24 protein-coding genes are annotated in these 26,331 nt (G+C 40.0%); all 24 read left to right on the top strand.

Annotated features, from left to right (window positions below; translation table 11 throughout):
• The first annotated feature begins 2 nt into the window (after window positions 1-2).
• On the top strand, window positions 3-710 hold the full coding sequence (locus MTBPR1_RS07255; RefSeq protein ID WP_083222960.1) for a polyphosphate polymerase domain-containing protein: 708 nt from the start codon (window positions 3-5) through the stop codon (window positions 708-710).
• An 11-nt stretch (window positions 711-721) separates the two neighbouring features.
• Window positions 722-2,329, top strand: a complete 1,608-nt coding sequence (locus MTBPR1_RS07250) for a hypothetical protein (protein ID WP_126465094.1) — start codon at window positions 722-724, stop codon at window positions 2,327-2,329.
• The gene (locus tag MTBPR1_RS07245) at window positions 2,329-3,513 is read left to right on the top strand and encodes a glycosyltransferase family protein (RefSeq protein ID WP_069186908.1); all 1,185 of its coding nucleotides are present in this window, start codon (window positions 2,329-2,331) and stop codon (window positions 3,511-3,513) included. The genes MTBPR1_RS07250 and MTBPR1_RS07245 overlap by 1 nt, the downstream gene beginning before the upstream one ends.
• Complete coding sequence (locus MTBPR1_RS07240) at window positions 3,494-4,672, top strand: glycosyltransferase family protein (protein WP_126465092.1); 1,179 nt, start codon at window positions 3,494-3,496, stop codon at window positions 4,670-4,672. The genes MTBPR1_RS07245 and MTBPR1_RS07240 overlap by 20 nt, the downstream gene beginning before the upstream one ends.
• A 51-nt stretch (window positions 4,673-4,723) precedes the next feature.
• The gene (locus tag MTBPR1_RS07235) at window positions 4,724-5,593 is read left to right on the top strand and encodes an NAD-dependent epimerase/dehydratase family protein (RefSeq protein WP_165602635.1); all 870 of its coding nucleotides are present in this window, start codon (window positions 4,724-4,726) and stop codon (window positions 5,591-5,593) included.
• Window positions 5,594-5,595: 2 nt separating this feature from the next.
• Window positions 5,596-6,297: a polysaccharide deacetylase WbmS family protein gene (locus MTBPR1_RS07230; protein WP_069186905.1), complete on the top strand. Its 702-nt coding sequence runs from the start codon at window positions 5,596-5,598 to the stop codon at window positions 6,295-6,297.
• A 4-nt stretch (window positions 6,298-6,301) separates the two neighbouring features.
• The gene (locus tag MTBPR1_RS07225) at window positions 6,302-7,174 is read left to right on the top strand and encodes a class I SAM-dependent methyltransferase (protein WP_069186904.1); all 873 of its coding nucleotides are present in this window, start codon (window positions 6,302-6,304) and stop codon (window positions 7,172-7,174) included.
• Window positions 7,175-7,198: 24 nt separating this feature from the next.
• Window positions 7,199-8,317, top strand: coding sequence for a glycosyltransferase (locus tag MTBPR1_RS07220; protein WP_069186903.1), 1,119 nt, complete (start codon window positions 7,199-7,201; stop codon window positions 8,315-8,317).
• A gap of 41 nt (window positions 8,318-8,358) precedes the next feature.
• Entirely contained in the window at window positions 8,359-10,188 is a 1,830-nt protein-coding gene (gene asnB / locus MTBPR1_RS07215; RefSeq protein ID WP_083222959.1) for an asparagine synthase (glutamine-hydrolyzing), read from the top strand.
• On the top strand, window positions 10,185-11,348 hold the full coding sequence (locus tag MTBPR1_RS07210) for an N-acetyl sugar amidotransferase (RefSeq protein WP_083222958.1): 1,164 nt from the start codon (window positions 10,185-10,187) through the stop codon (window positions 11,346-11,348). Before asnB ends, MTBPR1_RS07210 begins: the two co-directional genes overlap by 4 nt.
• Entirely contained in the window at window positions 11,335-11,970 is a 636-nt protein-coding gene (gene hisH / locus MTBPR1_RS07205; RefSeq protein WP_083222957.1) for an imidazole glycerol phosphate synthase subunit HisH, read from the top strand. Before MTBPR1_RS07210 ends, hisH begins: the two co-directional genes overlap by 14 nt.
• Window positions 11,963-12,709 (top strand): HisA/HisF-related TIM barrel protein, encoded by a 747-nt coding sequence (locus MTBPR1_RS07200; RefSeq protein ID WP_069186901.1) that lies wholly within the window; start codon window positions 11,963-11,965, stop codon window positions 12,707-12,709. Before hisH ends, MTBPR1_RS07200 begins: the two co-directional genes overlap by 8 nt.
• Window positions 12,706-13,353 carry a PIG-L deacetylase family protein gene (locus MTBPR1_RS07195; protein WP_069186900.1) on the top strand — a complete coding sequence of 216 codons (648 nt, stop codon included), beginning with the start codon at window positions 12,706-12,708 and terminating at the stop codon, window positions 13,351-13,353. The genes MTBPR1_RS07200 and MTBPR1_RS07195 overlap by 4 nt, the downstream gene beginning before the upstream one ends.
• Window positions 13,354-13,361: 8 nt before the next feature.
• Window positions 13,362-14,351: a sulfotransferase family protein gene (locus MTBPR1_RS07190; protein ID WP_165602634.1), complete on the top strand. Its 990-nt coding sequence runs from the start codon at window positions 13,362-13,364 to the stop codon at window positions 14,349-14,351.
• 8 nt (window positions 14,352-14,359) lie between these two features.
• On the top strand, window positions 14,360-15,535 hold the full coding sequence (locus MTBPR1_RS07185; protein ID WP_069186898.1) for a glycosyltransferase family 4 protein: 1,176 nt from the start codon (window positions 14,360-14,362) through the stop codon (window positions 15,533-15,535).
• A 63-nt stretch (window positions 15,536-15,598) separates the two neighbouring features.
• On the top strand, window positions 15,599-16,975 hold the full coding sequence (locus tag MTBPR1_RS07180) for a class I SAM-dependent methyltransferase (protein WP_126465089.1): 1,377 nt from the start codon (window positions 15,599-15,601) through the stop codon (window positions 16,973-16,975).
• Window positions 16,976-16,981: 6 nt separating this feature from the next.
• Window positions 16,982-17,809: a hypothetical protein gene (locus MTBPR1_RS07175; RefSeq protein ID WP_069186896.1), complete on the top strand. Its 828-nt coding sequence runs from the start codon at window positions 16,982-16,984 to the stop codon at window positions 17,807-17,809.
• 26 nt (window positions 17,810-17,835) lie between these two features.
• Window positions 17,836-18,945, top strand: a complete 1,110-nt coding sequence (locus MTBPR1_RS07170) for a glycosyltransferase family 4 protein (RefSeq protein WP_083222956.1) — start codon at window positions 17,836-17,838, stop codon at window positions 18,943-18,945.
• Window positions 18,942-19,895 (top strand): Gfo/Idh/MocA family protein, encoded by a 954-nt coding sequence (locus MTBPR1_RS07165; protein ID WP_069186894.1) that lies wholly within the window; start codon window positions 18,942-18,944, stop codon window positions 19,893-19,895. The genes MTBPR1_RS07170 and MTBPR1_RS07165 overlap by 4 nt, the downstream gene beginning before the upstream one ends.
• A gap of 11 nt (window positions 19,896-19,906) precedes the next feature.
• Entirely contained in the window at window positions 19,907-20,458 is a 552-nt protein-coding gene (locus tag MTBPR1_RS07160) for an acyltransferase (RefSeq protein ID WP_069186893.1), read from the top strand.
• Between the two features lies 1 nt (window position 20,459).
• A complete protein-coding gene (locus tag MTBPR1_RS07155) occupies window positions 20,460-21,578 on the top strand; it encodes a DegT/DnrJ/EryC1/StrS family aminotransferase (RefSeq protein ID WP_069186892.1) in 1,119 nt (372 codons plus the stop codon).
• 120 nt (window positions 21,579-21,698) lie between these two features.
• Window positions 21,699-22,607: a sulfate adenylyltransferase subunit CysD gene (gene cysD / locus MTBPR1_RS07150; protein ID WP_069186891.1), complete on the top strand. Its 909-nt coding sequence runs from the start codon at window positions 21,699-21,701 to the stop codon at window positions 22,605-22,607.
• Complete coding sequence (gene cysN / locus MTBPR1_RS07145; RefSeq protein WP_069186890.1) at window positions 22,607-24,526, top strand: sulfate adenylyltransferase subunit CysN; 1,920 nt, start codon at window positions 22,607-22,609, stop codon at window positions 24,524-24,526. The genes cysD and cysN overlap by 1 nt, the downstream gene beginning before the upstream one ends.
• 146 nt (window positions 24,527-24,672) lie before the next feature.
• Window positions 24,673-26,325 (top strand): heparinase II/III family protein, encoded by a 1,653-nt coding sequence (locus MTBPR1_RS07140; protein ID WP_069186889.1) that lies wholly within the window; start codon window positions 24,673-24,675, stop codon window positions 26,323-26,325.
• The last annotated feature ends 6 nt before the right edge of the window (window positions 26,326-26,331 follow it).

Below are 26,331 nucleotides of genomic sequence, written 5' to 3'. Positions count from 1 at the left end.
TAATGGATTCACTTTTACGATTTGAAAGCAAATACCTGATTAGTCAGGTCGATTACTATAGGATTAGGGCAGATATCCGTACTTTATGTACACTAGATAAACATTCTAAAGGAATGGAAAATAATCGTTATTTTGTGCGTTCTTTATATTACGATTCATATGACTTGAACGCATATGTTCAAAAGGTTACCGGCGAGAATATTAGAAACAAATTAAGGATTAGAACTTATTCATCAATAGAAAACGAATGTGAATTCCTTAAAATTGAGCAGAAGATGAGAATCGGAAGGTTGATTAATAAAATTAAAACAACAATTCCATTAGATGATTACCAAGTGTTTGTTAAGACAGGCTCTTGGCCTGAAAAGTCTAATGAAATGTTGCGTGATTTTGAGCGTATTGTAAGAGCTGAACAGTTAAGACCAGTTGTTCTTGTGGATTACGATAGGGAGGCTTGGTTCTCAAGGTTTGGAGATGGTGTCCGCATATCGTTTGATCATGATGTCCGTTATGCTTCCTCAAGCTCACTTTTTGGATTAACGCATAATTTTAAAAAAGATTTAAGCAAAAACGTTGTGATGGAAATTAAATGTGAACAAGATGATGTTGCATGGGTTTCTGAATTGGTACGGCTGCATGGTTTAAAAGCAGAACCAAATAGTAAATATGTAAATGCCATTGATAATGCATATCAACAGGTTTGGCATTAATGCAAATTATTATGATTGATATTATCTTTTCATTTTCTCTCTTTATTATAGCTTTTCTATCAAGATTGTACTTAAGGTATAAAATCCAACCCGGTTTTTTAAAATTAGATTTTCCAATGAGAGGTTATCCGGGTGATGTATTAGTCCATTTGGTTATGATAAAGCTAATACGGGAGAATAATAATGCGATCCCACGACAGGCCCCGCAGTTTCTCGTCGGTGGTGATTTTAATTATCCTGCGTTCTATCATTGGCTGTGTTCTTTTTTGCCTACTCGGTTATTGGAGCGATATGAATTCTTAATTAGTCCTTTATTAGAGGGCATTCATGCAGTGGTGTTTTATTTTGGCTTGTCCATGGTTTTACAAGAGGTTGCAATATTACCCAGTGAGGACATGAGTACGGCTGCTGCTATAGGAAGTGTAGCATTTATTTTCACGCCTTTGCTTTATTCAGAGCCATGGCATGCTTGTTTAATTAGCCCTCGGGTTCTTGGTATGCTTTTTGGAAATATTGCGCTTTTTGCACAAGTGGTTGTTCTGTCAAGTGGTGCAGGCTTTGAGTGGTGGGCTTGTATAGCTGTAACTATGACGGCACTTGTTATTATAACGAGTAAATTTTCAACTCAAGCTGTAGTATTTATCTCTTCATTATTGTCTCTTTTATCTATGAGTTATTGGCCCATATTATTAACGTTTTTGGGTATATTATTATCTATTATTTGTACAGGTGGTTATGCGTGGCTTTTAATTAAGGGGCATATTAATCACTCAAGGCATTATTGTTATAGTCAAAGCTGGACATCCAATACGGCTTTTTCATCTTCTATTTTTATAGATTCCGCTAAGTTACTTATTAAGGGGCAAATAAGAAGTGCAATACATACGTTAAAAAAGCACCCAGCCCATAGAATATTAATGAACTTCCCTTGGATATTGGTTTTCTTCATTCTTTTATTTGGATTTCAAATAATTGTTATAGACCAATGGCATCAAAAATTTTTGCTTTGGGCTTTTAGCGGTATATTGGTAGCCTTTATTGTAATATCTGATAGGCTAAAATTCATAGGTGAAAGTTACAGGTACTTTGATTATTGTATTTTTCCATTTATTATTACAATTTTTTCTTATGATATATTACTGGCTTATTTAGTTTTTGCAGTAACTATATTATATTCTGTCATTTCATATATTAAAATTTCAAATATTTATATAAATTACGTGAAATCAGATGAAGCCTATCAAGAACTATTAGGCCATATGCAAAGGCTTTCAGAGTCAACAATCCTTTGTTTACCTGGAAGGTTAGTATATCCTTTATTGTATGAAGCACAGCATAAGGCAGTTTGGTGGTTGGTACATGCACCGAAATTTGGCGGTGCACAGTTCAATTGGTGGGCTGAGTGGCAGAAAGAAAATGAAACAGTTCTTCCTTTTGTATCTTTGAAGGCTACTGTACGCTCATATAATTCATATGGTGCAGAACTTTTAGTTTTTGATTCAAGTTGTGATGGGAATAGTCCGGAATTAGAGAGTGTTTTAAAACGAATTAAACCAAGTTTTGATAATGGCAGATACCAAGTGTATGAGATTAAGAATATTGTTGATGAGCAGGTCTGATGAAACTAAAGAAATATATTGTAGATTTTTATAATTATATATTTTTTAAATTATACGACCCTATATTCAATTTATTTTTATTTCTATTTTTTAATTATTATAAGCTTGTAAAGCCTAGAATTTCCTTGTCTGGATTTGTTCTTCATATCGGAAACCCTTTACATGTTATATACCATTTATCAAAAAACCTAAAATCATGTGGGGTTGATGTAGGTTTTCTTGCTATTGGTAAGTCTGTGGTTTGGGATCAGGCTGATTATCATTATGTCCCACCATTTCATCCAGTTCTGAGAGCTCGTTCTGAAGCTTATCTTTTTTGGTCAGTTATAGCTAATTATGATGTTCTCCATTTACACAATGCGTCTCAATTTTCTTATCAAGGTTGGGCTTTAAGGGTCTTTAAAGAAAAAATGAACCGCACAGTTGTGATCCATTGGAGAGGTTGTGATATTCGTGAGTATGAAGTGAATACCCGCCTACATCCTGATTTTAATATTTGTCAGAACTGTGATTATGATCGAATATGTGAAACAAAACAGCATAAGACAGTTAAAAAGCAGGCAATGCGGTATGGTGATACTCATATCGTGACGACACCGGATATGAGGGATTTTATGGCTAATGCTGTGTATGTTCCATTTGCTTTACCAGATCTAACATTTTTTGATGCTCTAAATGGGCATACAATACATAAAGTTGGTCGGCCTGGTATCGAAAGGCCATTGCAGATTGTTCATGTGACAAACCATCCCGGTATTGAAGGGACTGATATTATTGAGTCAATAATCAATGATATAAGAAATAAGGGTTATCAAATCGATTTTATACATTTACGGGGTAAGACCTTTAAAGAGATCCTGCTTGCATATAAAACAGCAGATGTATCTATAGGTAAGATGAAAATGGGGCACTATGCGAATGCACAAATAGAGTCTCTAATGGCTCATGTTCCGGCCATAACTTACGTTAGGGAAGAGTTTGTTACAGAGGAAATGAGGGAGTCTGGACTTATCTTAACAAGTCTGGAAAAATTAAGTGAAACTATATTTGATATAATCGAAAAACCGGAAATTATTAAGAATAAAAAAATAATATCAAGAAAATCTATTATGAATATGCACGATATAGAAAAAGTGACAAAGTCAATAATTGAGATATATGATAATGTTAAAAAAAATAATTGATATATTCAGTATCTTCTTAACATATTTACTGTGCTTTCTTTCGATACCAATTATAGAAGTTTTATGCAGACTATCAAAACGGTTTGATAAGCGATTTGACGTTGGACTTGGTCCTAAAGGTATAATTAGTAATATATATCATAAGAAATCTTTGGAACTTTATAATTATTCAGCAGAGACATTTTGTGACAATGGTACGTTTATAACTCGCGAATTTGATTGTGTTTTTCATGAAAACTCTCAGTTACCTGTTGTTATAAAGGATATTTTATTATTTATTCGTTGTATTTTCAAATATCGTTGTCTTTATATGACATTTGAGGGTGGGCCGCTTCGCAACTTACCTTTCTTGAGTGCTTTAGAACCGCATTATTTAAGGGCATCAAATGTACGCACTGTTATACTGCCTTTTGGAAGTGATATTCAGGTCATGACACGTTCACCTGAACTATGCTTTCGTCATGCACTTGCCATGGACTACCCACAAACAAGAAGATATTGGTCCCAGGTGGATAAAACAGTAAAGCGTTGGTTTAAAAATGCTGACTTTATTATAGGTGGTTTAGAGTGGGTGGATTATATGCCGGGATGGGATGAATTAATGCTAAATCATTTTTCTATTGATATGGAAAAATGGAGCCCTATTAATGTGAAAAAAATTCGGGATGTTGGAGATCCTCTTGTAATATTTCATGCCCCAAATCATAAAGAAATAAAAGGTTCAAACTTTTTAATAAGAGCAGTTGATGAGCTTAAAAGTGAAGGCTTGGATATTCAATTAGATTTAGTACAAGGTGTGGCTAATAAAGAATTAAAAGCCCGGATGGAGAACGCTGATATCGTTTTTGAACAGATGGTTCTTGGCTGGTATGCGATGTTTGCGTTAGAAGGGTTATGCCTTGGAAAACCTGTTATATGTGGTATTCGGACTGATTTAGAAGATTTGTATCTATTTGCAGGGAAACTTGCGGAAAATGAATTGCCTTTTATTCGTGCGGATTTTAAAAATTTGAAAGAAGTTTTGAAGGGGATATATTATATGCCGCAATCTGAATTGAATGAAATTGCACAAAAAGGACCTGCTTTTGTGTCTAAGCACCATTCCCCAAAAGTTATTGGAAAGCATTTTGATCATATCAATAAAAAACTCGGGGTTTGACATTTTTTCATTCTATAACCAAATTTTAATTATTTTAAAGTGGCGGGTAATGTGAAACGCATATGTATAACTGGTGCTGATGGTTTACTTGGGCGACAATTAGTTCGTCAATTATGCATTGACCACAAGGTTTGGGCTGTTTCCAGACAGAAGGAAGACAATTTTTTTCCAAATAGGGCGACAAAGGTACTCACTGATTTATCAAAGCCAAATTGGACAAGCAAACTACCGGAAGAAATTGACACGTTTTTTTACTTAGCCCAATCAAGAAGGTTTCGTGATTTTCCTGAGGGCGCACTAGATATGTTCTCTGTAAATCTTAATGCTCTTGCTGAGTGTCTTGATTGGTCTGTTCAAAATGGTGTTAAGCAGTTCGTTTACACTTCTTCTGGCGGGATTTATGGGTCTGGTGGAAATGCTTTTTTCGAGGATGATCTGCTGACAGTGGAAGGGCCTTTAGGTTACTATCTCGCTTCAAAGCGTTGTGGAGAATTACTTGTTGAGAATTACAGTAAATTAATGAATGTGATTATTTTGCGACCATTCTTTATATATGGCAAGGAACAGCGCGCTGATATGTTGATTCCTCGTTTAATCAATAAAGTGCGCCATCATGAACCAATTAATTTAAGTGGTGAAAATGGTCTCAAAATTAATCCAATTCATGTTAGCGATGCTGTGCGTGCTATGAAATCTTGTTTGGACTTAGAGACTAGCGAGAAGATTAATCTTGCTGGTGAAGAGATTATGTCTTTACGTGAAATAGGTAATAAAATTGGACAAGTATTACATAAAGAACCTGTTTTTGAATTGGATGAGCAAACAGCAAATAATGATTTGATTGCAGATATTACAAAAATGAAAACAATGCTTGTAAAACCAGAAATTATTTTTAAATCAGCTATAGAAGAATTTAAATAATAATGATTTGTCTAAGTTTTGATACTGATTATATGTCAGAAAGCAGGATGAAAGAGTTCTTTGATCTGATCCCCATCCCAGGGAAAGGGACATTTTTCTGTACACAGTTTTATGATGTTTTAAATAACTCAAAACATGAGTCTGGTCCTCATCCATTTTTACCAGCAGAACAAGGTGGATGGGATAAGGAATTAAATAAGATGAGAGAAATGTTGCCCAAAGCAGTGGGCTGGCGATCTCATTCTTGTGTTATTTCACATCCATTGACTGTTTGGTTGAAGGATAATGGTTATGTATATACGAGTACATATGACCAGTTTCTGGAAGATGATATAAGGCCACATCGTCATGCTTGGGGGGTTTGGCAAGTTCCAATATATTATATGGATAATATGGATTTTTCTTATGGTGAAATGCATAATCAATTAGACTATCAAGCTTTTAATATATCAATATTAGAAAAAAGCGTATCTAATGATAGCTTATACGTATTTGATTTTCATCCAATACACCTTATGTTGAATACACCAAATTCCACATATTATTCAGATAATAAAGATTTATTTCAGAAAAATATAAATATAGAAGAGCTAGTATATCGAGGGCGTGGAGTGCGTACTTTTTATTTAGAACTTCTTGACCTTATGAATGGAAAATCTATGAAATCTTATTCAATTCGCGAAATGCTTAATTTTAAAAGTTAATTAAATGAATACGAAAATTAGTTTTAAAGATAAATGGCATAAAAATCCTGATTTGGCTTTTTCTCAAACTCTTGATCCAAAATCAGAAATTCATCAATGGATTATGCAACGTAATGGATGGTTCAATGTACAAGGCATGCGTGAGTGCTTGAAAAATCGTTCTCGAGTATTGGATGCAGGTTGTGGAAATGGGCGGGTAACCGCATTATTCAGAGAGAATAGTGAAGTTGATAGTACGGAAATCATAGGTATAGACCTTGTTGCTGCAAAAGTTGCTGAAGCTAATTTAGAAGGTGCTCGTAATACACAGTTCTACCAAAAAGATTTATTGGATGATTTAACGGACCTTGGTCAATTTGATTACATTTATAGCCAAGAAGTTCTCCATCATACAGCTGATCCACAGCAAGCATTTAGGAATTTGGTGGAAATATTGGCCAAAAATGGTGATATTTCAATTTATGTCTATAAAGTTAAGTCACCTATCCGTGAATATACTGATGATTATTTAAGAAATATTATATCAGAAATGAATTATGAAGATGCTATGTTGACAAGTACTAATATAGCTAAATTAGGAAAAGTATTAAGTGATCTTGATCTTGAGATCGAAGTCCCCGCGATCCCGGAATTAGGAATTGAGTCCGGAAAGCAGAATTTACAACGTTTCATTTATAACCATTTCTTCAAGTGTTTCTGGAATAATGACTTAAGTGTAGAAGATAATGCAGTCGTAAATTACGATTGGTACCATCCGCAATTAGCTAGCAGACATACCCTTGAGGAGATTGAAGGTTGGTTCCGCACTGAAGAATTAGAAATAACACGTGCATATGAAGACCCTTATGGAATTACAGTATCAGGTAGACGCACTTAACGGTGTTGTTATATAGTTACAGCAATGAAACAGGTGAACTTGAAAGTCGCACATGTTCCGAAAAACGTTGCAGGCTTACCTGCAAATTTAGCGCATGTAGAAAAATCATTAGGTCTTGACAGCAAATGCTCAGTTCTGGTTGATGATCCATTTGTGAAAAACCATGATGCTTATTTTTCAAGTGGAGCTGGTTTTTTATCTGGAGTTATTGATCGTTTTCGATTGTTTCTTTCAATCCTTGATGTGGATATTATCCATTATAATTTTGGTCGATGTATTTTTGATTGGGGTCATATTACTTACGATGATGCTCAAGAGAATTTTAATGTCGTAGTTAAAGTTAAAAGAACAATCTCTGAAATTATTATACGAATATTAAGTGGTATTGATGTGCGCATTTTTCATCTTTTAGGTAAAAAGCTTTGTGTCACTTACCAGGGGGATGATGCACGAGTTAGTACGAAAATAGCCAATAAGCGTGCCTATTATCCTGAGATAAGTATTAACCCGGCAAGAGATGAGATAAATCGATCATCTATTGAATATATGTCACGCTATATGACACATATTTTTTATGTAAACCCTGATTTAGGGAACTACTTGCCAGAGAACAGTACATTTGTGCCTTATGCTCATATTTCTTTGGACGAATGGGAGCCAAAATATCAGCAAAATAAAATACCTAAGATATTACATGCACCAAGTAATAGGTCAATAAAAGGTACTGAAGCTGTTTTGAAAGCTTTGACGAAGTTAAAAGATGAAGGGGCCGTATTCGAATTAGTCTTAGTAGAGAAGATGAATAGAGAGCAGGCTCGAAAACATTATGAAGCGTGTGATTTATTAATTGATCAGCTTATTATAGGTTGGTACGGAGGCCTTGCTGTTGAATTGATGGCATTGGGGAAGCCAGTTATTTGTTACCTTCACCAAGATGATTTGTCTTTCATACCGAAAGGTATGCAAAATGATATACCGATTATTTCTGCAGATGTATTTTCTATTTATGATCAAATAAAATTATTCTTGAATATGAGCCTTGATGAGCGACATAGGCTTGGAATTAGATCAAGAAAATATGTAGAACAGTGGCATAATCAAGAAAAAATTGTTTCACAGTTGATTGAAGTTTATAAACAGTGATTATGTTTATATTTTTATAATTACTAAGATTGCATTGTAGAATGTGTGGTATTTGGTTTTCTATTGGCATTAATTGTAATACAGATGTAATTAATAGTATCACCCATAGGGGTCCAGATGGGGACGGTTGGAGGACATTTAAACATGACCAGCATCTTATTCATTTAGGTCATAGGCGTTTATCAATCCAGGATTTGTCTGATGCAGGACAGCAGCCTATGTCTGATGTCTCTGGGCGCTATTGCATGGTATTCAATGGTGAAATTTATAATCACCTAGAGATCCGAAAGGATCTGGAAAAGAGAAATATTAAATTTCTCAGTCATTCAGATACTGAAACACTTTTATATGCGTTTATAGAATGGGGTGAACAGTGTTTGTCGCGTCTTAATGGTATGTTTGCTTTTGTCATTTGGGATAATGTTGACAAGAAACTTTTTGCTGCTCGTGATCGTTTTGGAGTTAAGCCTCTATTTTGTGGTATAGATGATAGAGGAAATTTTGCCTTTGCTTCAGAAGTTAAGCAGTTTTTTTCTACACAGGCTTTTCAACCAAGATTAAACAGTGTTAACGCTCAGAATAAGTTTTTTTCTGGTGATAGAGTTGATCGAAACCATTCCTTATTTAAAGGAATAGATATGGTCAAGCCCGGCCATTATGTTTCTTGGACTGTTGGAGATAATCATGTAGGGCAATCTCAATGGTATGATATCGCCAATGTGCCCATGATCAATCTATGTTTTTCCGAGGCTTCTGAAAGATTAGGTTCTTTATTGGAAGACTCAGTGGATAAAAGATTACTATCTGATGCACCGATTGGTGCGATGTTATCGGGTGGACTAGATAGCTCTTCAATTGTGGGTATAGCAGCTCACAACATTGGCCAAGGTCAAAGAGGTTCTGATTTTTTGACATTTACAAGCTGGGCGCCTGATAAGAATGTGGATGAGCGGGAATTCAGTCGGGCGGTAGTTGAAAAGTGGAAGGTCAGTAATTTAGAAGCTGAGATTAAGCCTATAGATTTGCTGGGGGATCGGGAGAAAATCATTTGGCATCATGAAGCGCCATTTTCTGGTTTTTCAATTTTTGCTGAATGGAACTTGTATAAGGCAATTTCAGAAAATACCGATTTAAAGGTAGTCCTTGATGGTCAAGGAGCTGATGAAATGCTTTATGGGTATTTGAGAATGTTACCCCAGTTTATTGCGAATTTGATTTCTCGAGGAAAGTTAGCAAAAGCCTTTCGCGAACTTCAACATATTATACAACGCCATCCGCATGCATATTCAGCCACGGTTTTTGCTCTGGATGTTATGAATGTTTTCAGCCCTTCATTGTTAGACTCTATACAAAGAATAAGGGGGCGGTCCATAACCCCAAGGGAAAAAATTGAAATAAATGCGCAGGCATATCGGAGGGCATTACTCTCATATAATATTTATCCGCAATTACAATGGCAGGATAGAACATCAATGGCCTTTGGAATTGAAAGTCGCCAGCCATTTTTGGATTATAAAGTAGTTGAATTTTTGATGTCCCTCCAGCCGGAATTATTAGTAAAGCAAGGGCGCACGAAAATGATTCTTCGACATGCGATGAAGAAGTTTTTGCCTCAAAATGTATATGAGCGAGATAATAAGTTTGGTTTTCCAAGTCCGGGTCAGCGTTTGTTAACCCAAGATATCCGCCAACAGATTATCAGTGATATTAAGGCAAATATGGATTTCTTAAATGAGGTTGGCTTTAAGGAGGAGACTGATAACCCTTTGAAGGGAAAAATATCAAGTTTTGAGAAAGATGGATCATTTTCTGATGAAATGTGGCAACTTTCAAATATTGTGACGTGGAAGAATTTGTATAAAGTTTCATGAAACCATTTTTTAAAGAGTATGAAACCTGTCCGCGTTGTGTGATGGATTCAACAGCTGTAGCTATTACGTTTTTTGATGATGGCTGTTCCTATTGCCGTGCTTATGATCGGGAAATGAAGAGTTTACCGAAGTTTCAGGTTGATGCTCAACAGCGCCTTGAAATTGAGGTGGATAAAATTCGTCAAGCAGGAAAAGGAAAAAAGTACGATTGTGTGATCGGCCTTAGTGGTGGGGTGGATAGCACCTATGTGGCTTGGTTGGTCAAAAAACAGTTTAACCTTCGTGTGTTAGCTGTTCATCTTGATAATGGCTGGAATGATGAGCTCGCAGTTCACAATATTGAAAAAATTATCAGGGCCCTTGACCTCGACCTCGTAACCAGTGTGCTGAAATGGCGTGAATTTAAATCAATCCAATTGGCTTTTCTTAAAGCGGGTGTACCAGATTGTGAAGTGCCAACAGACCATGCCATTCAGGCTACTTTAATGCAGGTTGCACGCAAATATGATGTACCAACGATTATTAAAGGCAGTAACCGTGAAACAGAAGGGATCATGGCCCATAACTGGTCTCAAGGTCATACGGATTGGAAGTATATTGGTAATATTGCACGGCGCTATGGTCAGGAAGCGGTGCGCACATACCCGCATACGACTTATTTTGAATATGTACGTAACAAATTCTTTCCCTCAGTCTCAATGTTCAAAATACTTTCCTATGTTCCTTTCAATAAAAAAGAGATTGAAGCTTTTATTGAGCAAGAAATGGGCTGGGAAGCTTATGGCGGTAAACATTATGAATCGGTCTATACCAAGTTTTTCCAAGGTTATTGGCTGCCGCATAAATTTGGATTTGATAAACGCAAAGGCCATCTATCTAGTTTAATTTGTGCCGGTCAAATAAGCCGTACAGAGGCTTTGGAGGTTTTAAAAACACCACCGATTGCACAAGATGAAGTCGAAGAATTGTTTGAATATGTGGCCGAAAAACTGGGGGTAAGCATTGAAGGATTGCGAGAAATAGAACAGCAAGCACCAAAGACATTTGCAGATTTTCCATCGCGATATAATTGTTGGGAATATCACATGCTTCGCGCTATACATCGTGTAACCTTAAAACCGCTCTTAAAGATTTTTGGAAAGACGATTGACCCAGTCTAAAGCGCATACTGTTATTCTTGATTATGGCATTGGCAATCGAGGCTCAATGGCCAATATGATCAAATATGCCAATAGTCATGTGACATTATCGTCAGACCCGGGCGTGATTTTTCAGGCAGATCGTTTGGTTTTACCCGGTGTAGGTTCTTTTGATGCCTGTATGAAGGCATTTCGTGAAACGGGCTTGGAAAAAACCCTTAAACAGGCAGTTTTTGACAAGAATATCCCTTTATTGGCAATTTGTGTCGGCTCCCAGATGCTTTTTGAAAAAAGCCAAGAGGGTACTGAAGAGGGCTTGGGATGGCTCAACGGTGAAGTTAAAGGGCTTGCCGGATTAGATTTATCAGCAGGCAGTAAAATTCCACATATGGGATGGAATATAGTGAAGCTAAGGCAGCATATGTATCATTGCGATGAGTTAATGAAAAAAAATAGATTTTATTTTGCTCATTCTTATTATTGTGACTGTCTTGATGAAGAAAATGTCATTGCAACGACCCACTATGGTGGCCAGATCATCCCTGTTGGTTTTTCCTCAGGTAATATTACGGCCTATCAATTTCATCCGGAAAAGAGCCACAAATTTGGTCAAAAACTGATGTGGAATTTTATACATGGATAATAATATTCCACCGCGTTTTATTCCCGTTCTGTTTCTTCATGATGATGAGTTATATAAGACCAGACAGTTTAAACCTGACCTTTATGTAGGGGAGCCGCTAAATGCTGTGCGGGTCTTTAATTTAAAGGCTGTGGATGAGTTACTGGTCTGTGATATTGATGCGACACAAAGTGGACGGATCAATTTTAAGCTGATTGAAAAAATGGCAGCTCAATGTTTTACACCTCTTTCATATGGGGGTGGGGTGGCAAGTTTTGAACAGGTTGATCAACTTTTTCAGATTGGTGTTGATAAAATCGTCCTGTCATCAAGTGCAATTGAAAAGCCGGATCTGATCACACAAATATCGGCTAAATATGGGCAACAAGCGGTAATTGTGTCTGTTGATTTGAAGGTACAGGGGCAACTTTCCTATCGGGGAAACCGCCAGAAATATCAAAAAGAGACCCCTTTAGAGTTTGCCCAAAGAATGGTTAGGCTTGGGGCTGGAGAAATTCTTTTAAAGAACGTGGCGCAAGATGGTACATATTTGGGAATGGACCATGAGGCGATCACACTATTTGCAAATGCACTGGATGTGCCTTTAATTGCATGTTCAGGTGCAAAAAACTGGGATGATTTAGAACAAGCTGTTAAAAATGGTGCCTCTGCGGTTGCTTCTGGTAGCCAGTTTACTTTTTATGGGCCTCATCAGGCGGTATTACAAACATATCCAGATCATTGGAATGACAGGTCATGACATTTAATTTGCCACAGCGTGTTTTAATTCTTTCTCCCCATCCAGATGATGCGGAATTGGGCATGGGCGGTACCATTGCGAAGTTTATTGAAAATGGCGTGGATGTTCATATCGCGGTTTTTTCAGATTGTAAGCAATCTTTGCCAACAGGTGTTTCATCACAGAAGTTGATTGAAGAAGCGCGTTCATCCATAGAGAAAATGGGATTGCCTGTAGATAATCACCATCTTTTTGATTATCCGGTTCGGCGTTTTAGTGAAAACCGTCAGGATATCTTGGAAGATTTAGTCGCTTTAAAGAAAAAAATAAATCCTGACCTTGTGTTCTGTCCTTCAAAAGATGACCGCCATCAGGATCATTTGGTTCTTCATGAAGAAACAAAACGAGCCTTTGGCTTTACTTTAGGGGTTTATGGATATGAATTGCCGTGGAATATGACAGAATTTTCAGGGCGTTTCTTTGTTGAGCTGACGGGCCATCATTTGAAAAATAAATGTGAGTATATTTTCCAGTATCAAAGCCAGCTTGATCTAGAACGAACTTATTTCAAATCCGAAACAATTGAGAGTTTATCAAGAGTTCGTGGTTTGCAGGCAGGATGTCTCTTTGCAGAAGCTTTTGAAGTGATACGCTCACGATGGTAGCAAATCAGATGACTGAAAAAGGTATTATACTGGTGGGGGGCAGCGGACGTTCCGGTACAACTGTGTTAAATAAGGTGCTTGAGCAGCATCCTATGACGACTGTGTCACCGCCTTTGCGCTATATGATTGACCCAGATGGTGTTTTGGAGTTTATGCGGGGCTTGGATAGGGGCTGGTCACCTTATGGGGCTGATATCCGCCTAAAAAGGTTGAAAAAGCTGTTGGGTGATGTTGCTAAGCCTGCCTTATTGAGCCGTTTCATTGATCAGATTGGCTTGCGCAAAAAACTCTCACATTCATCGCGTTATCATTTATTGCCTAAATACGGGCATTTAAATGCACAAGGCTATTGTCCAGAGTTTGCAAGATTTGCCGATGATTTAATCAAGGAATTAACGGCCTTTTCCTATCGGGCTTCTTGGGTGGGAACAAAGTTTCTTGAACCTCATGAAATGGGCTATTTCAAACCAACGGATCAGGACAAAGCCTTAGAGGCGGTACGACGTTTCTTTTTAGGCATTGTTGAGACCAGCCTTGAGCGCCATCAGGCGCGTATTTATGTGGATCGCAATACTTGGAACCATATTTGGCTGGAAGAGTTCCTGAAAATTGATCCTACTATTAAGCTGCTTCATATTTATCGTGACCCACGCGATGTGGTGGCTTCTTACATGGCACAAAACTGGATGCCGCGCACTTGCCAACAAGCTGCACAGATTTATCAGGATTTGATGACAAAATGGTGGGAGGTGCGCAAACGTGTTCCTAAAGAGAGTTATTTTGAAGTCTCTTTAGAGGAATTATCGGGTGAGCCAGAAGGCACACTTCATAAAATTTGTGAGTTTATGAATGTGGAGTTTCACCCTGATCTTTTAAATATTTCTCTAAATGGGGCCAATGCAGGACGTTGGCAAAAGGATATTGACATCGCCGAGCATGGCGAGATGAATAAAATCTTGCAGCCTTCGCTCGAGGCTTATGGTTATGAAGGCGCATAGATAAAGAAATGCGGGTCATTTATATTTCAAATTTTGTTCTTTCTGGCAAGATGAGCCCGTCTGTGAATGAACGTCAGTTTGTTCATAGTTTGGAAAAGAACTTGCCGGGAGAGGTGTTTTATTTCATCAAAGACGGGCCTGTGGAAATAGACTTGCCACAAGACAGAGTACGTTTTTTTAAAGAAACACCTTCTTTTTCAAAGCCTTGGCAATGTTTGAAACATGCTTATCAATGGGCAAAAGAAGTCAAAGAACTTTATAAAACTCATAAAGCAGATGTTGTTGTCATTCGTTTTGGGGATAATCCACTTAAAGAATACTTTTTGACAAAAATGTTGCCGCAGCGGGTTTTTGTCAAAAGTCTGGGGCTTTATCAGCTTCAAGGAGAGCCGATTAATCTGATGGATCGCGTGCTGCGTTATTACCATAACTGGATCAGCGAAGCCTTTTTTCGCAATTGTGCAGGGGTTGAAGCGGTAACGGCTGGCTATGCAGAGCGGGTTGAAAAAGGTGGCGTTAAGAAAGAGCGAATTTTTGTGGTTTCCAATAGTGTACCGACAGATGTTTTTTTTCCGAAACAAGCTTTGTCCTGTCCGGTTTATGTGCCAGAAAACGCCTTTCCGGTTATTGGTTATGCAGGTGGACTGCCTGAGGAAAAAGGCGGTATGGAAATCATCGGTTTGCTTAAAAGGCTGAAGGATGAATACCCCCATGCGCATGGGGTGATTGTAGGGCGAAGCGAGAAGTTGAATGTTTTAAAAGCGTATGCTGAAGAGTGTGGTGTTTCACAACAGTGTACAATTCATGAATGGTTAGCCTTGTCGCAAATGCCAGCTTTGTTGGAACGTTTTGACCTTGGTGTAAGTTTTGCACCGTCTTATTTTTTGGTCGGGGGCAATGCTTCCATGAAAATTCGTCAATATCTGGCCATGGGCATTCCTGTTATTTCACAACCACAATCAAATGACTTTCTGCTAGAAAATGATCTTGGACTTGTTGTAGAACAAGATAACTTTCTTTCTATTGAGGGAGAAGTTCGTGATTGGATTGTGCGTTTGAGTAAAAACAAGGGTGAGATTAGGCAACGCCTGCATCAATATGCTCAAGAAAATCTTTCAAGCGATTTTGCCTTGAATGAACGTATCAAAAACTGGTCACGTTTAACAAAAGAAATGGATAGGTAAGCTTTGCCTTTAAAAGAGACATTAAGACAGATTGCGCCGGGGCCTTTTTATTTTTTAAGGGATGTGAAAGACGGTCTTAAAAATGAAATCCGCACGGTTCGAACGCTGGGTTTGCGCAAGATCGTGTCTAATGCTTTTTCTCAACAAAAGGCAACCTTGGACCAATTGCCATTCCAAAAGATTTTGACGAAGAAATTTCCCTCTCTTGAATTTGGCAATATTGAAGAACTCATGGATGGTTTAGGGTGTGATCAAGATCAGATCGCAACAGGGGGGCATACTGTTTATTTATCCCCACAAGAATGGTCCAATTCTGTTTTATCTGAGCTTAAAGAGTCTTATCCAGCTCATTGTGGAATGAAGATTTTCCGCCAGCTTGGTGATGAAACTGCCTCGGTTCTTTGTGATGATATTCCAAGTAGTTATCTTTTGAAAAAGAATTTTACTTCTCATTCAGAGCAGGTTTTGATTTTTGCTTATTTGCATGCACAACAAATTGCTCCACGCCTGATTGATATTTTCCTTCTGGAAGGAAAAACACAGACTGCTGTGTGTTATGTGGTGCAGCATATCGAGCGGATCGAGCCCTCTGTTGAACAATATGACAGGGTCGTGGGGAAACTGAAATCCTTGGCAAAGCAAGGTGATATTTCTCTTAATAATGTGGCGGGTTTTCAAGATCACGATTTCAGCCTACCTAATTGTAATCGTAACTTATATGCAGATGAGAGAACCGGGCAGGCTTATTATATTGATCCCCATAATTTTGAAATTTCAAATTATGAAAAGTTTTTGAAAGAGACGGCTTTAACAGCCCAGAATATTAGCCATTTTGGTGATAAAAGCGTGCTGTTGGGCGGGGATTATCTCTATCAAGCTATTCCAGGCCTTAATATGATGGCAAAAAGAGAGCCGGTAAAACGCATGGCGATTTTTAATGAATTGCTGGAACAAGCTGGTGAGAGTTTGGAAAACCGCAATGTCATTGATATCGGCTGTAATATGGGATTAGCAGGGGCACATTATTTGCGTGCTGGTGCCCATTGGGTGCACGGTTTGGATTTTGAAAAAGTTGCCGATCAGGCTGAGAAAGTGATGTCCGCAATTGGTTGTACACGTTTTTCAACTACAAAAGGCGAAATGTCTGCGCAAACTTCATTACGGCAGGTGATTGAGCAAAACCTCCATCTTGATAAACAGGATAATGTGATTTCCTATTTGTCTATTCGGGGGCATATTGATTGGATTGAGGAATTAAAGGATATTCCTTGGGCCACGATGCTCTATGAAGGCCATCAGGCAGAAGGGATTGAAGAAAATCATGCTTTTATCTCTCACTTAAATGATATCGTCCCTGTGACGATTAAGGCTGAGACGGTGGCACAAGATGGCTCCTCAGAAGAGCGCTATTTGGCTGTTTTGCATCGAACAATCGGGTAGATCAAAATGCCACTTTTTACGATAAAACAGGCCTTATTGGAACAAAGTGAACCAGTCCCCTCGATTGACCGTGAGTTTTTCCAGCATTTACGTTTATCAAACGGTTCTTTTAAGACAACATGTGATAACCGCTTAAATGATGTGAATTCATATGTTGATGAGTTTCTGGACTTTGATTGTGAGCTAAAAATTCTTGATGTGGCGGCGAGTTCTGCAATTAGCAGTGTTGAATGGTTTGCTCATCTGCAAAAAAAATCTTTGAAAATGGATTATACTGCCTCTGATTTAACCATGGTTGGGCGTTATTATCAGACGGGTTTTACTGATCTTTTGTTTGAGAAACAGACGGGGCATTTATTACAGGCTGATATTTTAGGCCAAGCATTCCCAAGTTCTTCAGGTGTGCGTTGGAAAAATCAGATTTATCGATTGCTTAAAGCCTCTACAAGTCCCTATAGAAATAAGGGAAAAGAGATCAAGCTGGTTAATCGTTTAGCAGCACGGTGCGAGCAGGAAAACTCAAACTTTTCTCTATGTGAGCTGGATATGTTTCAGGCGTCTAAGCAATTGAACTCAAAGAGTTTCAATGTTATCAGGGCTGCAAATATTCTTAATCGATCTTATTTTACTGAAGCTCAGATATTCCAAGCTATTAAGCAGTTATTTTCCTTACTAGATGATGGCGGATTCTTGATTGTTGTGAAGAGTGAAGATGATGGCATGAATAATGGGGCTGTCTATTGCAAAAAAGAGAAGACTTTTGAGCATTTGGGAACAATTAATGGTGGTTCTGATATCAATGAATTGGTAAGGTCGGCTGGGCGTAAAAACTAAAGTAATTGGATTGCACTGAACGAATAATGAAAATAGCTTTTGTCATATCCACATTCAGTGCCGGTGGTGCAGAAAGGGTGGCTTCCCTATTGTGTAATCAGTGGGTGGCTGCAGGGCATGATGTGCATTTATGTCTGTTCCAGGGTAAAGATATAGAGCTCTTTTATCCTGTAGATGAAAAAATCCATCTTCATCAATTAGATGTAATGTCTGTGGCGTCAAATAAAATCAATATGGCAAAACAGTTTTTAAACCGTGTTTTGAGCTTAAAAGAGACGCTTGAAGAGATTAAGCCTGACATTGTTTTTTCATTTTTGACCGAAACAAACGTTGCTGCCATTTTAGCGGCAAGAATGGCACATACACCTATTATTGTTTCAGAGCGCGTCCATCCCCAATATCATAAAGTGGGGTCTTTGAAAAATCTTGCGCGCAAATTATCCTATAATTTTGCAGATCAGGTTACTGTCCAGTCAGAAGATATCAAAGCGTGGTTTTCACAAAAGTTGAAATTGGAAACAAAGATTATTCCCAACCCGATTGCTAGTGTGACTTCGTTTTCGCGCAAGACAGTTTTATCGGAACGTAAGAAACTGGTTGCGATGGGTCGGCTTGAGAAACAAAAGGGATTTGATCATCTCATTTCCACTTTTATATCGTTGCAAAATGAGTTCCCTGATTGGGATTTAAAAATATATGGCACGGGTAGCTTGCGCGATGACTTTCAACGCAAGATTAATGAAGCTCATATAAGTGACCGTATCACCCTTGAAGGGGTGACTACCCAAGTAAATGATGTTTTTGCTCATGCTGATGTATTTGTTCACACCGCCCAATATGAAGGCTTTCCAAATGTGATTGTGGAAGCTCTAGCAAATGGGTGTTGCGTGGTTGCTACAAAAAGCCCGGGTGCCTTGCGCGATATTCTAAATGATGGAAAATTTGGCATTCTGTGCGAGCATCAGGAATTGGAAAATGCGTTAAGTAAAACCATGAGTAATCCGAATTTACGGGTTGAGATGCGCGCAAAAGCACAAGAGGCTGTGAAAAGATATGATCTTGCTCTTGTTGCAGATATGTGGTTGGAAGAAGCATCAAAAGTGATTGAAAAATCAAAGGAAAAGAATAAGTCATGAAGACTTTTGCATTGATCGGGGCGGCAGGTTACATCGCACCGCGTCATATGAAGGCAATCAAGGAAACAGATAACGAACTGATTGCAGCGATGGATACGAATGATAGTGTCGGGATTATTGATAGTTATTTCCCTGATGCGGATTTTTTTACAGAATTTGAGCGTTTTGATCGCCATATTGATAAGGTACGGCGCAAAGGCTCTGGTATTGATTTTATGTCGATTTGTTCGCCTAATTACCTACATGATGCCCATATCCGTTTTGCGCTTCGCAATCAGGCGGATGCGATTTGCGAAAAGCCATTGGTTCTTAATCCGTGGAATATTAATGCCCTTGGGGAGATTGAAAAAGAAACAGGCCAGCAGGTCTATAATATTTTGCAATTGCGTTTGCATCCTTCTATCCAAGAACTGAAAAAGAAAGTTGAAGCCGCGCCAAAAGATAAAGTTTTTGATGTGGACCTCACGTATCTGACTTCTCGCGGTCATTGGTATGGTGTGAGCTGGAAAGGTGATCTTAAAAAGTCTGGCGGTGTTGCAACAAATATCGGTGTGCATTTTTATGATATGTTGCAGTGGGTGTTTGGTGGGTTAAAACGCAATGTAATTCATATTCATAATGATGATGTTGCAGCTGGTTATCTTGAGTTTGAACGCGCCCGTGTGCGTTGGTTCTTGTCAATTAACGCAACATATCTGCCTCAAGAGGCAATAGAAAAGAACAAAAGAACATATCGTTCTATTTTGATTGAAGGCGATGAGCTGGAATTTTCAGATGGATTTACGGATCTTCATACCTTGAGCTATGAGGAGATTCTGGCAGGTCGTGGGTTTAGTTTAAAAGAAGCTCGCGAAAGTATCGAAATCGTAAGCGAGATTCGCAAAGGCGAGGTGCAAGGTTTACAGGGTGATTTCCATCCGTTTTGCAGAAGTGTCATAAAAAATAATTAAGGAAGAGCAAGATGGTGCATCACCCAACAGCAATCATTGATGATGGCGCACAAATTGGTGAAGGTACGCGTGTATGGCATTGGGCCCATGTGTGCGCTGGGGCTAAAATTGGCAAAGATTGTTCTTTTGGGCAAAATGTCTTTGTTGGAAATAAGGTTGTTATTGGCAATCAGGTGAAGGTTCAGAACAACGTATCGATCTATGACAATGTAACTTTGGAAGATGATGTTTTTTGTGGGCCCAGTATGGTCTTTACAAATGTCTATAACCCACGCGCCCATGTTTCTCGCAAAGACCAATACCGTGATACGCTTGTGCGCAAAGGTGCCACCTTAGGGGCAAATTGCACCATTGTTTGCGGGGTGACGATCCACCCCTATGCTTTTATTGGTGCGGGAAGCGTTGTGACAAAAGACGTGCCTGCTCATGCCTTAATGGTTGGGGTGCCAGCAAAACAAATTGGTTGGGTCAGCCATGCTGGTGAGATTTTGGATGAAGATATGACTTGTCCATTGGATGGGCGTAAATATCAAGTTTCTGATGGGCAGCTAGTGGAGATTTAAAATGGGTCATGACCCCATTGCATTTATTGATTTAGCTGCTCAACAAAAGGTGTTACAGCCGGAAATAGATCAAGCCATTAAAACCGTGCTGGAACATGGTCAGTATATCATGGGGCCAGAAGTCCATATGCTGGAAGAGAAGTTGGCGCAATATTGTGGCGCACATCACGCTATTTCCTGTGCAAATGGCACAGATGCGTTGGTTTTATCTCTGAAAGCCCTGAATATTGGTCCCGGTGATGCGGTCTTTGTCCCTGCATTTACGTTTATTGCAACTGCTGAGGCGGTTGTGAATGCTGGGGCGACGCCTGTATTTGTTGATGTTGATGAAAATACATTCAATATGAGTGTGACAAGCCTTCACAATGCGATTGAAAGTATTGCGAAAACGAAGCTTAAGCCACGTTGTATTATCCCTGTGGATTTATTTGGGCAACCCGCTGATTATGATGCAATCAATAAGATTGCAAGTGAGTTTGACCTTTATGTCCTTGCTGATGGTGCGCAGTCCTTTGGTGCATCTATTGGTGATAAGAAAGTCGGCCAATTGGCCCCCATAACAACAACAAGTTTCTTTCCGGCAAAACCATTGGGCTGTTATGGTGATGGCGGTGCGATTTTTACCAATGATGAGGTTTTAGCCAACAAACTGCGCTCGCTCCGTGTGCATGGCAAAGGCCTTCATAAGTATGATAATGTCTCTGTCGGATTTAATTCACGCTTAGACACAATCCAAGCTGCCATTTTATTGGTGAAGTTAAAAGCTTTCCCCAAAGAAATCGCAGAGCGTCAATCTATTGCGAAGATATATTCTTCTGCTTTAGCTGAAAAATTTGAAGTTCCTAACAGTCTAGCTGAGTATCAATCAGCATGGGCACAGTATACTTTGAAAACTGATCAAAGGGCGGGGCTAATTGAGAGAGCTAAAGCAGCAGGGATTCCGCTTCAGGTCTACTATCCAATCGCTTTGCATCAACAGAAAGGCTATGACGCTTATCCAATAGCGCCCAGTGGCTGTGGTGTTGCACAAAAGCTATCTCAATGTGTTGTGAGTTTACCGATGCATCCATATTTATCGTCTGTAGATCAGGAACGGGTAATTGCATTCTTATCTCATTAATCACACATAAATTTTGTATTTAATATTTATTTCACACAAAAAATGTACTTTTTATTTGACTCTTTAGTTTGATGTGACTAGGTTGCATCGAAATTAAAGTATGTCCGAGGTAGAGATTCCATGAAATCTTCTGAACTTACCCATCTAAAACAGCTCGAAGCCGAGAGCATTCATATTATCCGCGAAGTTGCGGCTGAATTTGAAAATCCGGTGATGATGTATTCTGTTGGTAAAGATTCTGCTGTCATGTTGCATTTGGCACGTAAGGCTTTTTACCCAAGCAAAATTCCTTTTCCCTTAATGCATGTGGATACCACGTGGAAGTTTAAGGAAATGATCGCGTTTCGCGATCAGATGGCTAAAGAATATGGCTTTGAGCTTATCATTCATGTCAATGAAGATGGTGTAAAGCAGGGGATTGGTCCTTTTTCTCACGGCTCCTCCATGCATACCGATGTAATGAAGACGGAAGCGCTCAAGCAGGCCCTAAATAAATATAAGTTTGATGCGGCCTTTGGTGGGGCGCGTCGTGATGAAGAAAAATCCCGTGCAAAAGAGCGTGTTTTTTCGTTTCGATCTGAAAATCACCGTTGGGACCCAAAGAACCAACGCCCAGAATTGTGGAATGTCTATAACGCCCGTGTGAAGCCCGGTGAAAGCATTCGTGCCTTTCCGCTGTCTAACTGGACGGAGCTGGATATCTGGCAATATATCTATAAAGAAAATATCCCCATTGTACCGCTTTACTATGCCAAAAAACGCCCGGTTGTGGAGCGCGACGGTATGTTAATCATGGTCGATGATGAGCGTATGCCTTTGGATGCTGGTGAAAAACCCATGATGAAGTCCGTGCGTTTTAGAACGCTTGGCTGTTACCCACTCACAGGGGCGGTGGAGTCAGAAGCTGATACATTACCGGCTATCATTCAGGAAATGTTGCTCACCCGCACATCTGAGCGCCAAGGTCGCATGATTGACCATGACCAAGCCGGTTCTATGGAAAAGAAAAAACAAGAAGGGTATTTCTAATGGCCCACCAAGATAAACTGATTTCAGAAGATATTCTGGCTTACCTGCAAGCCCAAGAAGATAAAAGCCTGCTGCGCTTTATCACCTGTGGCTCAGTAGATGATGGTAAATCGACCTTGATTGGGCGCCTGCTATGGGATTCAAAATTGATTTTTGAAGACCAACTGGCCGCCCTTGAAACCGACTCTAAAAAAGTTGGTACTCAAGGCGGTGATATTGATTACGCTTTGTTAATGGATGGCCTTCAAGCAGAACGTGAACAAGGCATCACCATTGATGTGGCTTATCGTTTCTTCTCAACAGATAAACGCAAATTCATCGTGGCCGATACGCCTGGTCATGAGCAATATACGCGCAACATGGCGACCGGTGCGTCTAATGCGGATGTGGCTGTGATCTTGGTTGATGGGCGCAAAGGTATTCTAACGCAGACGAAACGACATAGCTATATCGTGTCTTTGGTCGGTATTCGCAAGATTGTTGTGGCCGTTAATAAAATGGATCTGGTGGATTATGCCAAGGACCGTTTTGTCGCTATTGAAGAAGAATATCGCGAATTTGCCAAAGACCTTGGTTTTGATGATATTACTTTTGTGCCGATCTCGGCGCTTAAAGGCGATAATATCATTCAGCCCAGTGAAAATACCCACTGGTATCATGGCCCGACTTTGATGAGCTATTTGGAAACTGTTCCGGTGGCGTCAGATATCAAAGAAAAGCCGTTCCGCTTACCTGTTCAATGGGTGAACCGTCCGAACCTCGATTTCCGTGGCTTTAGTGGCACGATTGAAGCTGGTTCTATTAAGCCGGGTGATGAAATTGCTGTTCCGGCTTCTGGTCAAACCTCCATTGTGGATAAAATCGTCACCATGGATGGGGACTTAGATGAGGCAGTGGCAGGCCAAGCCGTAACCGTGACCTTAAAAGACGAGATCGATATTTCACGCGGTGATATGTTGGTGGATGCCAAAGCACGCCCTGATTATGCCGACCAGTTTGAAGGTGAAGTCATCTGGATGCATGATGAAGCGCTTTTGCCCGGTCGCTCATACCTGATTAAATTTGGTACTCAATCAGCAGCTGCGCAAATCAGTGAGCTGAAATATAAAGTCAACGTCAATACGTTGGAGCATGCAGCAGCGAAAACACTGGATTTAAACGAAGTTGGTATCTGTAACATTGTGCTTGATCGCAATGTGGCTTTTGACCCGTATGCCGACAGTCAAGGCACAGGCCGCTTTATTCTAATCGATCGTTACTCAAATGCAACGGTTGGTGTGGGCATGATTTCCCATGCGTTGCGCCGCGCAACCAATGTGCATTGGCAGTCATTGGATATTAATAAAAACCAACGTGCGGAGCGCAAAGGCCAAAAGGCTTGTGCACTGTGGTTTACGGGGCTTTCAGGCTCGGGTAAATCCACCATTGCCAATTTGGTAGAAAAGAAGCTGCATTCGCTTCATAAACATACCTATACGCTGGATGGGGATAATGTGCGCCATGGTTTAAACAAGGACTTGGGCTTTAGTGATGTTGATCGCGTAGAAAATATTCGCCGCATTGGGGAAACAGCAAAATTGTTTGTTGATGCGGGCATGATTACCCTAACGTCCTTTATCTCACCATTTAAATCAGAGCGTAAAATGGCCCGTGATTTATTGGAAGACGGTGAATTTATTGAAGTCTTTGTGGATACACCGCTTGAGATTTGTGAAAAACGTGATGTGAAAGGGCTATATGCCAAGGCACGCGCAGGCGATTTGCCCAATTTCACCGGAATTTCATCACCTTATGAAAAACCGGAAAATCCCGAAATTCATATTGATGGCTCACAAATGAATGCGGAAGAAGCTGCTGAATATGTTGTCAGCCGTCTAGAAGAATTCGGCATTCTAGATGTTTGGTTCCCAGAAATTTAAAAGAGTTACCCCCTACTGATAAGCGGTCTTTGAGTTGTTCAAAGGCCGCTTTTTTTTGCCATCACCTTGCCTCGATTCTTTGAACCTGATAGGTATGGTGCAAGAAATAAAAATCACCGCAGAGTCACCTATGTCGAGAATGGTTTATGTCATTGGATAATAACGAAAATATTCATGAGCCGCCGTTTTTACAAAAATGGGTGAATAGACTGCGCGCACTGACTTATCGCTCTCCGCTTTACCTCATTACACTTAAAAAACGCAAGCAGCTGGAAATAGAGCCTATTCCAAAGGCGCTCTTTAACCTGCGTGTGGGCCATGGGCGCTCTTTAAAATCCGGCAGCTTTCCTTTTGCTGGACGTATTTATAAAAGTGGTGACCAGCCTTGGACTACAGCCCAAGATGATCAAGCCTGGCAAAACTGGATTCATGGGTTTTACTGGTTGGGCGACCTGTGTGAATATGAAGATGCTGAGGCAATTCTCAAAGCCCGTGCATATGTAAAAAACTGGCTTGACCTACATGGGGTCTGGTCGCCTTTGGCCTGGCGCGCTGATGTGATTGGGGATCGTTTGGTCTCATGGATGTATAATGCGCCCAAACTGGTGGCGAATGCGGATAAGGATTTTATTGAGTCCTTTTACACCAGCTTGTCGTTGCAAGGTTCCCACTTATCGCGCTCCTATTTTAATGATTTAAGCGGCTATAACCTTTTAAAAGCCTTGCGCGGGCAACTGTATGTTTGCCTTTTTATCAAAGATCGTCAAAAACGCTTTAATAAGACCTTAGCCCGCCTTGGCGGTGAGTTTGATAAACAGATTTTGGCTGATGGCGGTCATATTTCGCGCTGTCCCATCACCTTATTCCACACCATGCGTATGGCGTTGGAACTGGTTGATGTGTTTGAAGAAATGCAAATTGAATGTCCCAAGGCCATTCGCCTATGCATTGACCGTATGGCCCCAATGATCAGAACCCTGCGCCATAGTGATGGGGCGCTTGCCCTTTTCCATGGCGGGCAAGAAGGTAATGCGCAGGACATTGAAGAACTTCTTGATCGCACAGGCAATCAAGGTACTCCCTTAAGCGATGCGCGCCATAGCGGCTTTCAACGTGTCGAGGCGGGACGCAGCGTTTTGTTAATGGATGTGGCGGCCCCACCAGATATCAATAGCCATTCTTTTGGTCATGCAGCGCCGCTAAGCCTTGAAATCAGTCATGGGGAAGAACGACTGCTGGTCAATTGTGGTTCTGTCTTAGGGGGTGATCCGAGCTGGCAAGAAGCGTTAGCCGCCACAGCAGCGCATAATACACTAACCGTTGATGATAAAAACTGCCTGTCCTTGCTCCATGGTGGCGGGATCAAGCCGCAACATGTCAATGTGACCTATCAGCGTTATGAAGATAACGGGCAGATCTTGATCGACACCAGCCATGATGCTTATAAAAACACCATGGGGCTGATCCATGGACGCAGTGTCTATATCAATAAAACCGGGGATGACATTCGGGTTGAAGATAAGCTCACTGGCATGGGGGGAAGCTCATACGCCATTAGCTTACATCTACACCCTGATATCCATGCCTCTCTTGTGCAAGATGGGCAAGCGGCTCTTTTAAAAATGCAAAATGGTATCGGTTGGCATTTGCGCGTACAAGGCGGCAAGCTTGATATGCGCGAAAGCATCTATGTGGGCCAACCCGGCGAAATGCGCCATACCGATCAAATCATCATCCAAGGCCCGTTGCGTGGCGAAGGGGCTTTGATCAAGTGGCGCCTGAGCCGTGTGGGTGGCTAAGCCCTT

This window comes from Candidatus Terasakiella magnetica, from assembly GCF_900093605.1.
In the GTDB taxonomy this organism is placed as follows: domain Bacteria; phylum Pseudomonadota; class Alphaproteobacteria; order Rhodospirillales; family Terasakiellaceae; genus Terasakiella; species Terasakiella magnetica.
The sequence above is the reverse complement of the archived record's forward strand: the minus strand, read 5'-3'. Positions and strand labels throughout refer to the sequence as shown.